The following is a 10,164-nucleotide window of genomic DNA, read 5'->3' on the forward strand; positions in this document are numbered from 1 at the left end:
GAACAGGACCGTGAAACGCACATGCGCCGATGATAGTGAGGTCCGCCCTCGTGAAAGTAGGTCATCGTCAGACTAACTCACACAAAAACGCCCTGCGCTCCAAAGAGTGCAGGGCGTTTTTACGTCAACCGAAAGAAAACTCCCGCCACAAGCGCGCAAAAAGGCGGAAGTTAGCCATCGCGTGGTCCGCGGCGTACGCGACAGAAGGGCGCTCGGCCGTTTGTGCTTGCTGACCGTCAGGCGTTCTTTTTCTTCAGGCGGTAATTTAGCTGCGGGCGTGTCATTCCAAGTAATCTTGCGGCTGCCGCCAGATTGCCGCCAGCACGCGCGACCGCACGGTGCAGAACGGTCTGCTCGAACGTCTCGAGGTCGAGACCGCTATCGAGCACGGCGTCGGGAAGGTCGACGGTCGCGGCTGCGCGGCTTGTATCGAGGCTGCCGTTTGCATCGAGTCCGTGCTGAGGGCCTGACTCTTGGGCCGCGCCGAGGAAAAGGTGCTCGACTTCAATCAGTCCGTTGGTTGGTGCGAGGATGACGCCGCGCTCGAGCACGTTTTCCAGCTCGCGCACGTTGCCGGGCCAGGAGTGTGCCTTGAGCGCATACATCGCCTTGTCGCTCACGCCGGCCAGGCGCTTTCCGTGCAGCGTCTCGAAACGCCTGATCATCGCCTCGACGAGGGCGGGGATGTCACCGATACGCTCGCGTAGCGGCGGTATCGTCACCGGGTAGACGTTGAGCCGGTACAGCAGGTCGCGCCGGAAAGTTCCGGCGTTGACGGCCTTCACCAGATCGACGTTGGTCGCAGCGACTAGGCGAACATTCACCTTGCGTGTCCGTTCGTCGCCGAGGCGCTCGATCTCGCCCTCCTGCAGGACGCGCAGCAGCTTTGCCTGAGCGGACAGGGGAAGCTCGCCCACCTCGTCAAGAAACAGGGTGCCGCCGTCTGCACGCTCGAATTTTCCGGCACGGGAAGCATGCGCGCCGGTGAAGGCTCCACGTTCCACGCCAAAGAGTTCGGACTCGATGAGCTCGTCGGGCAGCGCTGCGCAGTTTACTGCGATGAATGCCTTGTCCTTGCGCGGGCTCATCTCGTGCAGGGTGCGAGCGAAACGCTCCTTGCCAACGCCCGTCTCCCCCAGCAGCAGCACCGAGACATTGGTCACTGCGGCGCGCGCGACCAGGTCATAGGCGTGCACGAAGCCCGCCGAATTGCCGATGAGATCGGGTGTGCGCCTGGGGCACGCGATGGTGCGGCGCATCGCTTCGATCTCCTCGCGCAACTCCAGGAGCCTGCCGACGATATGGTCGGCCTCGAAGTAGGGGCGCAGCTGATCGGCGTCCGGCCACTCTTCGGCGGGCTTGCCGACGATCCGGCAATGATCGGCGCCGGTCGCGGCACATTCTGTCTCGCGAAAGAGGATGAAGCGGCTCATGAAGGCGCTCGTGTAGCCCGAGGCATACCCGATCATCATCCAGCACACCGGGTGCTCGACCTCGCCAAAGGCCTGGACGTGAGCCTCGGCCTCCCACGAGTGGTGCCAGAGGAATTCGGCATCGAAGGCGACGCCGGGGGTGTCGAATTCGAGTCGAACCGGCTCCACGCGGGCACAACCCTCGAGCATGTGCAACTGTGGGCCGACCACGAATGCATCCGCAGGGTCGGCGGTGCCGCGCGTCTTGCGTGCGAGTTCGGCGTCCCGCATACCTGAAGCGAAGCCCATCCGGGTGAGTATCCGGCGTGCTTGTTCCTGGCCGACCGAGTCGATGAGTTCCTTGCGCAGTTCGGAGAGGGCGCCCGCATGGAGGAGCAGCATCCGATGTTCGCCAAGCCAGATCAGGCCTTCTTTCGGGGCAAATCTGAGAAGGCCGCGCAGGTCGGCATTCTCCGGATAATGGATGGAACTCAAGCCTGATCTCCTCGTCCCTGATGCATGCTCGTTCGATTGCGAGCCGTTGTCGTCGGTGCGCCTGACCGCCGTACTCGAGCAAAGCTTACCCGACGCGTACTCTTGGGGACACCTTGCACGAAAGCGCGATCATAATAAAAATCTCGAGATATATAAAGGAATGGCACATTTCTTGATCCAAGCGGAGTGGCGCCCCTGCCGGTGCCTGTATTGATCACGATGAAGCACGACAGCGTTAGAGGAGAGAAGAGGGGATGGCGGAAAAGTTCGCAGTATTAATCGAGGACAGTGGTGAGATCGTGCGGTGTGACTCGCGGGAGAACGTTCTCAGGGCAATGGAGTGCCTGGGCAGGAAGGGGATTCCCGTGGGGTGTCGTGGCGGTGGTTGTGGAGTGTGCAAGGTCAGGGTGACGGCGGGCCTGTACCACACGCGAAAGATGAGCCGGGCTTGCGTGAGCGAGGCGGAGGAGGCGGACGGGGTGGTGCTGGCCTGTCGGCTCTTTGCCGACAGTGATCTCGTGGTGAAGGCCGAAGGCAAGATGATCAAGGCCTTGCAGGGCCCATCCGGGAGCCCCGGTGGCTGAGGGAAAGGTTTCGCCCGAGGCTTGGATTCGTCGACGAAAGGGGCCGGATGCGCACAGGCGTACCGGCCCTTTTTTGCTGCAGGGCAATAAATAGAGTTGATGAAATGATCAAGCGGTCTTCTGCGTTGAGCATTTGATGAAGAGATTAAGCTCCGGTCTCGACAGACAAAATCTCGAAATTCGAGCACAGGCCAGTCGTGGTGGGAGATTCGGTGAGTTGGCACGGAAGTTGATTAGACATTGTCCGAAGCACCCCAACACTGATCAGATCAAACAGGAGGAACAAGGGCGAATGGACAAGGAACAGCCTGCGATCGACGTCAGCAAGAAGTACGTGCGTCTGATCGAGCGGCGGCCCGATGGCTTCGTCGAGTTCGAGTTTGCGATCGGCGAGCCCGACTTGTGTGCCGAGATGCTGCTGCCGGCCGATGCGTACGAAGCCTTTTGCGAGGCAAACAAGGTGATTCAACTCGAGCCGCGCGACGAGTCGGACGAGTCGGACGAATCGGAGAGTTCCGACTGGAACTGGAATCTTCATCAGGCAACCCATCAGCGATTCCGTTGAGTCGCTATCCAATCAAAAGGAGGAGAATTCATGCAGATCGATTTGCGTACGGTGTCCATCAAGCCCCTGCGGCACACCTTCGACAACGTCGCCCGCCGTATCGGTGCCGACAAGCCCGCCTCGCGCTACCAGGAAGGCACGCTCGACATGCAGCAGACGGCGAACTTCCATTACCGCCCGACCTGGGATCCCGCCCACGACATCTACGATGCCTCGCGCACCGCGATCAAGATGGCCGACTGGTATGCGTTCAAGGATCCGCGTCAGTTCTATTACGGCGCCTACACGCTGGCCCGCGCCAAGCAGCAGGACACTGCCGAGGCGAACTTCGATTTCGTCGAGAGCCGCGGCCTTGCGGCAACGCTGCCGGATTCGGTGCGCGACACCGTGCTCAAGCTCCTGCTGCCGCTACGCCATGTAGCCTGGGGCTCGAACATGAACAACGCGAGCATCTGCGCCTACAGCTACGGCACCGGCTTCTCGCAGCCGCACATCTACCACTCGATGGATCAGCTCGGCATCGCCCAGTACATCACCCGCGTCGGTCTGCTCCTGGGGGACCTCGAGTCGCTCGACGAGGCCAAGCGGGCGTGGATGGAAGACGATGCGTGGCAAGGGCTGCGCCGCTACGTGGAGGACTCCTTCGTCATCAAGGATCCGGTCGAACTGTTCGTGGTCCAGAACGTCGTCCTCGATGGGCTGATGTACCCCCTGGTGTACGACACGATCATCGACGACGTGCTGTCGTCGCAGGGCGGCACGCCGGTCGCCATGCTGACCCAGTTCATGACGGACTGGTTCGCCGAGACCAGGAAGTGGGCTGACGCCACGGTGAAGATCGCCGCCGCCGAGTCCGCGGACAACAAGCAGATCATGACCCAGTGGCTGACCGAGTGGCGCGACCGCGCCGCCTCCGTGCTGCTGCCCGTCGCCCGCATCGCTCTTGGCAACCGAACCGACGAAGTCATGGCCGATGTCGTCCAGCAATTCAACACGCGCATGGCCAAGGCCGGCGTGACCCTCTGAGGGAAAAGCATCTATGTCCACCGTATTTCTCGCGTTGCAGACCAACGAAGAAACCCGCCCCATCATCGAGGCGATCCTGCAGGACAACCCCGGTGCGGTATGCGACGAGCAGCCGGCGATGGTCAAGATCAATGCCGACGGCAAGCTGGTGGTGCGTCGCGAAACGATCGAGGAGATCATCGGCCGCGACTACGATCTGCAGGAGCTGCAGGTGAACATGATCACCATGTCGGGCAACCTCGATCAGACCGACGACGAAATCACCCTGTTCTGGAAATCCTGAGACCCCGAGGAGACAAGACAATGGATATGCAAGTTGCCAAGAAGAAGCTCGGCCTGAAAGAGCGCTATGCCGTGATGACGCGCGGTCTGGACTGGACCCCGTCGTACCAGAAGATGGAAGACATCTACCCCTACATCGCCTACGAGGGGATCAAGATCCACGACTGGGACAAGTGGGAAGACCCCTTCCGCCTGACCATGGACGCCTACTGGAAGTACCAGGCCGAGAAGGAGCGCAAGCTGTACGCGATCATCGACGCCTTCGCCCAGAACAACGGCCACCTCAACGTCACCGACGCGCGCTACATCAACACCGTCAAGCTCTTCATCAGCGGCATCAGCCCGCTCGAGTACGTCGCCCACCGCGGCTTCGCGCACGCCGGCCGCGCCTTCCCCGGCCCCGGCCCGCGCGTGGCCTGCCTGATGCAGTCGCTCGACGAGATCCGCCACGCGCAGACCCAGGTGCACGCGATCTCGAACTACAACAAGTACTACAACGGCATGCACGACTTCCACCACATGCATGACCGCGTGTGGTTCCTGTCGGTGCCCAAGAGCTTCTTCGACGACGCCATCACCGCCGGCCCGTTCGAGTTCATGGTCTCGATCGGCTTCTCGTTCGAGTACGTGCTGACCAACCTGCTGTTCGTGCCCTTCGTCTCGGGCGCGGCCTACAACGGCGACATGGGCACGATGACCTTCGGCTTCTCGGCGCAGTCCGACGAGGCGCGCCACATGACGCTGGGCCTGGAGGTGATCAAGTTCATCCTCGAGCAAGACCCCGCCAACGTGCCCATCGTGCAGCGCTGGATCGACAAGTGGACCTGGCGCGGCTATCGCGTGCTGACCCTGGTGGCGATGATGATGGACTACATGCTGCCCAAGCGCACGATGAGCTGGAAGGAGGCCTGGGAGGTGTACTTCGAGGAGAACGGCGGTGCGCTGTTCAAGGACCTCGCCCGCTACGGCATCAAGATGCCCAAGTGTGCCGAGCAGATCGCCCTCGAGAAGGACCATCTGTCGCACCAGGCCTGGAGCACCTTCTACAACTACGCCGCTGCCGCCAACTTCCATACCTGGATGCCGGACGAGGACGAGATGGCCTGGCTGTCGAGCAAATACCCGGAGAGCTTCGACAAGCAATACCGTCCGCGCTACGAGTTCTGGCGTGAGCAGGCCGCCAAGGGCAACCGCTTCTACAACAAGACGCTGCCCATGCTGTGCCAGACCTGCCAGATCCCGATGTTGTTCACCGAGCCTGGCGACCCGACCAAGATCTGCTACCGCGAGGTCGACTACAAGGGCGACAAGTACCACTTCTGCTCGGACCACTGCAAGGAGATCTTCGAGCACGAGCCCGAGAAGTACGTTCAGGCCTGGCTGCCGGTGCACCAGATCTACCAGGGCAACTGCTTCCCCGAGGGCACAGACCCGACGGTCGAAGGTTTCGATCCGCTCGCCGCAGTGCTGAAGTACTACAACTTCGAGCATGACCGCGACAACCTCGACTTCGATATTTCCGAGGACAAGAAGAACTTCGACGAATGGCGCGGCCAGGCGACGAAGAACATCTGACCGTGCAGGCTGCGGGTGCGCGAGCACCCGCAGCGATCAAGCGTTAGCAAGGAGACAAGACATGGCTGTTGCCGCTGTTTCGAAGTATGAATTCGCCCCCGCCGACACCCAGGACAAGTTCCACGGCGCCCAATTGCTTTACATCGGCTGGGAAGACCACCTGCTGTTCTGCGCCCCGTTCTGCTTCCCCTTCCCGCCGACGATGCGTTTCGGCGACGTCGTTGCCGGCCCGATGCAGGCCGCCTTCGGCTACCACCCCGATTTCGCCCAGATCGACTGGGCGAAGGTGGAGTGGCTCAAGTCGGGCAAGCCGGTCTCGCTCGATTTCGACAAGTCGCTGGCCGAGAACGGCCTCAAGCACAAGGACGTGATCCGTTTCCGCACCCCTGGCCTCAACGGCATCAAGGGCTCCTGCAACTGAGTGCGCGTGCCGCGGCGCGCCAACCGGGCGCGCCGCGGGTCTGCAGACCCCAACCGAACCACGGACACGAACGATGAGCTACGAGCTGACCATTGAACCCATCGGCCAGACGATTGAGGTCGAGGACGACCAGACCATTCTCGACGCGGCGCTGCGCGCCGGCATCTGGCTGCCTCACGCCTGTTGCCACGGCCTGTGCGCGACCTGCAAGGTCCAGGTCATCGATGGCGAAGTCGATCATGGCGAGGCGTCGAGCTTCGCCCTGATGGACTTCGAGCGCGACGAAGGCAAGACCCTGGCCTGTTGCGCGCGACTGCAGAGCGACGTCACGATCGAGGCGGAGATCGAGGAAGAGCCCGATGCCGAATCCATCCCGGTGCGCGACTTCCCCGGCACCGTGACCCGTATCGAGAGCCTGACGCCCACCATCAAGGGCGTCTTCATCGAGACCGATGAGCCGATGCACTTCCAGGCCGGTCAGTACATCAACTTCTTCCTCGAGGGCGGCGAGTACAGTCGGGCGTTCTCGCTTGCGAACCAGCCCTCGACCGGCCGCGAGGTGGAACTCAACATCCGTATCGTGCCGGGCGGGCGTGGCACCACCTGGGTGCACGAGAAGCTGCAGGTCGGTGACCGCGTGCGGCTGTCCGGGCCCTATGGACGCTTCTTCGTGCGCAAGTCGGCGCCGGAGGCGCTGCTCTTCATGGCGGGCGGCTCGGGGCTGTCGAGCCCGCGCTCGATGATCCTCGACCTGCTCGAGGCAGGGGACACCCGACCCATGACTCTGGTGTATGGGCAGCGTACGCGCGAGGAGTTGTATTACCACGATGAGTTCCTCGCCCTCGCGCAGAAGCACGCGAACTTCACCTATGTCCCGGCCTTGTCGGACGAGCCGGCCGATTCGGACTGGACCGGCTTTCGCGGCTATGTGCACGATGCGGCAAAGGCGCACTTCAAGGACGACTTCCGCGGCCACAAGGCCTACCTGTGCGGTCCGCCGCTGATGATTGACGCCTGCATCACTGCCCTGATGCAGGGGCGGCTTTTCGAGCGCGACATCTACATGGAGAAGTTCTTCTCGGCGGCCGACGTGCAGCAGGTGCGTAGCCCGCTTTTCAAGAAAATTTGATTTTTATCAGAGAATGTCGAGATTGTCGGATCCGGCATCAGGTGTTCGATAAACTCTGATTGCTTCACTCTTTTACTTTCCAACCTACCCGAACCGGAAGATACCGGCCGGGTTCTGCAGGAGGAGCATTCACATGGCAATGACTGGCGTACTGCGTCCGGGGCACATCTCGATGCGTGTTCTGGACCTCGACGAGGGCATCCACTTCTACAAGAACGTCCTTGGTCTGGTCGAAACCGGCCGCGACGATCAGGGCCGGGTCTACTTCAAGGCCTGGGACGAGCGCGAGCACAACAGCGTGCTGATCCGTCAGGCCGAGTCGGCGGGCGTCGATTTCTTCGCCTTCAAGGTCGCTGACAAGGCCACCCTCGACAAGCTCGACGCCGACCTCCAGGCCTTCGGCCTCAAGACCGAGCGCATTCCTGCCGGCGAGATGCTTGAGACCGGCGAGCGGGTGCGTTTCGAAGTGCCCTCGGGCCACCTGATCGAGCTCTATGCCGAGAAGACCGACGTCGGCAACGGGCAGTCCTATGTGAACCCGGACCCCTGGGTTCCCGATGCCGAGCGCGGTATCGCGCCGACCCGCATGGACCACTGCCTGCTGTATGGTCCGGACATCGAGAAGGTGCAGGAGATCTTCGAGAAGGTGCTCGGCTTCTACCTCGTCGAGCACGTCGTTATGGAAGACGGCAAGACCGACCTGGCGATCTGGTTGTCGTGTTCGACCAAGGCGCATGATATCGCCTTCGTGCGTCATCCCGAGCCGGGCAAGCTGCATCACATCTCGTTCAAGCTCGACAGCTGGGAGAAGGTGTTGCGCGCGGCCGACATCATGTCCATGAATCGCATTTCGATCGACATCGGCCCGACCCGTCACGGCATCACCCGTGGGACCACCATCTATGCCTTCGACCCGTCGGGTAACCGCTTCGAAACCTTCTGCGGCGGTTACGACACCTACCCCGACTACAAGGCGGTGAAGTGGACCTGGGACGAGGTCGGCGCAGGCATCTTCTACCACGACCGCAAGCTCAACGAGCGCTTCCTGTCGGTCGTTTCCTGATCTCGCGTCCGGCCTGCGCCAGCGGACATGTTCCGCTGGCGCAGGCCCGTCACGGGACGGCGATCAGAGCTTCATCTTGCCGGTGAAGAAGTCCACCGGCATGCGCTTGATCGCATCCAGGGTGCGAAGGATGTGCTCGGTGAGGATGGAGGTTGCGCGCGTGCTGTCGCGTGCCATCGTCGCGTCGAACAGGGCTTGATGTTCCGCGTGAACGTCGCGTTCGATCGGCTGTCGGAACAGGCTGATGCGGCGGTAGCGCTCGGACTGTTGGTAGAGGATGTGCTGGAAGTGCGTGATCCAGCGCGAGGATGAAGCAGCGATCAGCGCCTCGTGGAAGGCGCGATTGCGTTTCTCCCACTCTTCGGTCGTGCTCGAGTCATTGTCGGCGAGCCGTTCCTCTGCACGGGACAGACGATGGAAGGCCGCCACCACGCCGGCTTCCCAGTCTTCGCCGCCGAACGCGATTGATTGGCGCAATGCTTCCGTCTCGAGCAGCACGCGGGTACGGGTGATGTCCTCGAAGTCCGCAATCGAGATGGGAGCGACGCGGAAGCCACGCTGGCCCTGGGTCACCACCAGGGCGTCGGTCACGAGCAGCAACAAGGCTTCACGCAAGGTGCCGGCGCCGACGTTGTACTGGTCCTTGAGGTGCTCGACGCGCAACTTCTCGCCGGGGGGGTGAACGCCTTCGATGATGTCACGGCGAAGGCGCTGGTAGGCACCTTCGACCAGTGTCTTGGGTTCAACGGACGTTGTGGGTCGCGACAGGACGGCTTCACTCATGGTGGCACGCGGACGAGTAAGGTTGGTATCGGGTTGATATTTCCTCGATATTTTAGCTGACGTGTGGGGCGTTCGCTGACTTATCTAAATCTCGAGATAAGTGCTTGACGTCGATAAATTACTCGACTAACTTCATAACATTGTAAAAATAGACCCAACAGCAGGAGCCACAACGATGAAGATTGCCGTGCCACAAGTCACCGTCAGCTGGGAAGCGGCCCATGCCGCCGTCGAGGCGGCAGTCCGAAAAGCCGAGGCGCTCGGGGTCAGGATCAACGTCGGGGTGGCCGATACGGCCGGCAATCTGGTTGCCTTCCTGCGCATGCCCGGCGCGTTTCCGCAGTCGATCAGTATCGCCATCGACAAGGCCTATACTGCAGGTGGCTTCGGCTTCCCGACCGGTGATTGGATGAAGGTCGTGGGCGACAACGAGGGCATGAAGCTGGGCTTCTCGGCGCAGCCGCGGCTCATCGTGTTTGGCGGCGGCCTGCCGATTCGTGTCGACGGCCAGTTGGTGGGCGGCATCGGCGTCTCGGGCGCCTCCGAGGAGCAGGATGGGCTGTGCGCGCGTGCAGGCCTGCTTGCCATCGGTGCCGACGACGTCGGTGAGCCGGGCTGAAGCGGAACGGAGTCTTGATCTAAAAACCCTTCGATTGACCGATTGCAGCCGTGCGGCGACCTGTCGTACCTCTCCCTCCCCTCGGTCGCCGTACGGCCTGCATTCTCTCGAGATTCGTGGCAAAGGAACCCTGATGAGCAACAAGATCAAATGCGCCCTGATCGGTCCGGGCAACATCGGCACCGACCTGCTGTACAAACTCAAGCGCAG

12 protein-coding genes are annotated in these 10,164 nt (G+C 61.8%); 10 read left to right on the plus strand and 2 right to left on the minus strand.

All coding sequences use genetic code 11. From position 1 onward, the window contains the following. Positions 1 to 236: 236 nt before the first annotated feature. Positions 237 to 1,907 (minus strand): sigma 54-interacting transcriptional regulator, encoded by a 1,671-nt coding sequence (locus tag ACMV5O_RS20910; protein WP_416165252.1) that lies wholly within the window; start codon positions 1,905 to 1,907, stop codon positions 237 to 239. 254 nt (positions 1,908 to 2,161) lie between these two features. Here ACMV5O_RS20910 and ACMV5O_RS20915 point away from each other — a divergent pair, with 254 nt between their 5' ends. The 8 genes from ACMV5O_RS20915 to ACMV5O_RS20950 all read left to right on the plus strand — a co-directional run bounded on the left by ACMV5O_RS20915 (position 2,162) and on the right by ACMV5O_RS20950 (position 8,552). After that, positions 2,162 to 2,491, plus strand: a complete 330-nt coding sequence (locus ACMV5O_RS20915) for a 2Fe-2S iron-sulfur cluster binding domain-containing protein (RefSeq protein ID WP_416165253.1) — start codon at positions 2,162 to 2,164, stop codon at positions 2,489 to 2,491. 292 nt (positions 2,492 to 2,783) lie between these two features. Next, entirely contained in the window at positions 2,784 to 3,056 is a 273-nt protein-coding gene (locus ACMV5O_RS20920) for a phenol hydroxylase subunit (protein WP_416165254.1), read from the plus strand. A gap of 30 nt (positions 3,057 to 3,086) precedes the next feature. Continuing rightward, positions 3,087 to 4,082 carry an aromatic/alkene monooxygenase hydroxylase subunit beta gene (locus tag ACMV5O_RS20925; protein WP_416165255.1) on the plus strand — a complete coding sequence of 332 codons (996 nt, stop codon included), beginning with the start codon at positions 3,087 to 3,089 and terminating at the stop codon, positions 4,080 to 4,082. 13 nt (positions 4,083 to 4,095) lie between these two features. After that, the gene (locus ACMV5O_RS20930) at positions 4,096 to 4,365 is read left to right on the plus strand and encodes an MmoB/DmpM family protein (protein ID WP_416165256.1); all 270 of its coding nucleotides are present in this window, start codon (positions 4,096 to 4,098) and stop codon (positions 4,363 to 4,365) included. 20 nt (positions 4,366 to 4,385) lie between these two features. Continuing rightward, positions 4,386 to 5,939 carry an aromatic/alkene/methane monooxygenase hydroxylase/oxygenase subunit alpha gene (locus ACMV5O_RS20935; RefSeq protein WP_416165257.1) on the plus strand — a complete coding sequence of 518 codons (1,554 nt, stop codon included), beginning with the start codon at positions 4,386 to 4,388 and terminating at the stop codon, positions 5,937 to 5,939. 61 nt (positions 5,940 to 6,000) lie between these two features. Continuing rightward, a complete protein-coding gene (locus ACMV5O_RS20940; protein WP_416165258.1) occupies positions 6,001 to 6,360 on the plus strand; it encodes a phenol hydroxylase subunit P4 in 360 nt (119 codons plus the stop codon). A gap of 73 nt (positions 6,361 to 6,433) precedes the next feature. Then, on the plus strand, positions 6,434 to 7,489 hold the full coding sequence (locus ACMV5O_RS20945; protein ID WP_416165259.1) for an NADH:ubiquinone reductase (Na(+)-transporting) subunit F: 1,056 nt from the start codon (positions 6,434 to 6,436) through the stop codon (positions 7,487 to 7,489). 133 nt (positions 7,490 to 7,622) lie between these two features. Further along, the gene (locus ACMV5O_RS20950; protein ID WP_416165260.1) at positions 7,623 to 8,552 is read left to right on the plus strand and encodes a catechol 2,3-dioxygenase; all 930 of its coding nucleotides are present in this window, start codon (positions 7,623 to 7,625) and stop codon (positions 8,550 to 8,552) included. Positions 8,553 to 8,615: 63 nt separating this feature from the next. Here ACMV5O_RS20950 and ACMV5O_RS20955 read toward each other — a convergent pair whose 3' ends face one another. Continuing rightward, entirely contained in the window at positions 8,616 to 9,335 is a 720-nt protein-coding gene (locus ACMV5O_RS20955) for a GntR family transcriptional regulator (protein ID WP_416165261.1), read from the minus strand. Between the two features lie 175 nt (positions 9,336 to 9,510). Between ACMV5O_RS20955 and ACMV5O_RS20960 the strand changes: the two genes are divergently transcribed. Together ACMV5O_RS20960 and ACMV5O_RS20965 are read left to right on the plus strand one after the other, a co-directional pair. Continuing rightward, on the plus strand, positions 9,511 to 9,954 hold the full coding sequence (locus tag ACMV5O_RS20960; protein ID WP_416165262.1) for a GlcG/HbpS family heme-binding protein: 444 nt from the start codon (positions 9,511 to 9,513) through the stop codon (positions 9,952 to 9,954). Continuing rightward, positions 9,941 to 10,164 (plus strand): hypothetical protein (locus ACMV5O_RS20965; RefSeq protein ID WP_416165263.1); only part of this gene is annotated, 224 nt, incomplete at its 3' end. The genes ACMV5O_RS20960 and ACMV5O_RS20965, both read left to right, overlap by 14 nt.

Origin of the sequence: Thauera sp. WH-1 (assembly GCF_047806685.1) — a bacterium.
In the GTDB taxonomy this organism is placed as follows: domain Bacteria; phylum Pseudomonadota; class Gammaproteobacteria; order Burkholderiales; family Rhodocyclaceae; genus Thauera.

What these genes read in the sequence shown, in the direction of transcription:
- ACMV5O_RS20925 (WP_416165255.1), top strand. Translation starts at nt 3,087, where the DNA reads ATGCAGATCGATTTGCGTACGGTGTCCATCAAGCCCCTGCGGCACACC.
- ACMV5O_RS20930 (WP_416165256.1), top strand. Translation starts at nt 4,096, where the DNA reads ATGTCCACCGTATTTCTCGCGTTGCAGACCAACGAAGAAACCCGCCCC.
- ACMV5O_RS20960 (WP_416165262.1), top strand. Translation starts at nt 9,511, where the DNA reads ATGAAGATTGCCGTGCCACAAGTCACCGTCAGCTGGGAAGCGGCCCAT.
- ACMV5O_RS20945 (WP_416165259.1), top strand. Translation starts at nt 6,434, where the DNA reads ATGAGCTACGAGCTGACCATTGAACCCATCGGCCAGACGATTGAGGTC.
- ACMV5O_RS20950 (WP_416165260.1), top strand. Translation starts at nt 7,623, where the DNA reads ATGGCAATGACTGGCGTACTGCGTCCGGGGCACATCTCGATGCGTGTT.
- ACMV5O_RS20940 (WP_416165258.1), top strand. Translation starts at nt 6,001, where the DNA reads ATGGCTGTTGCCGCTGTTTCGAAGTATGAATTCGCCCCCGCCGACACC.
- ACMV5O_RS20920 (WP_416165254.1), top strand. Translation starts at nt 2,784, where the DNA reads ATGGACAAGGAACAGCCTGCGATCGACGTCAGCAAGAAGTACGTGCGT.
- ACMV5O_RS20915 (WP_416165253.1), top strand. Translation starts at nt 2,162, where the DNA reads ATGGCGGAAAAGTTCGCAGTATTAATCGAGGACAGTGGTGAGATCGTG.
- ACMV5O_RS20955 (WP_416165261.1), bottom strand. Translation starts at nt 9,335, where the DNA reads ATGAGTGAAGCCGTCCTGTCGCGACCCACAACGTCCGTTGAACCCAAG.
- ACMV5O_RS20935 (WP_416165257.1), top strand. Translation starts at nt 4,386, where the DNA reads ATGGATATGCAAGTTGCCAAGAAGAAGCTCGGCCTGAAAGAGCGCTAT.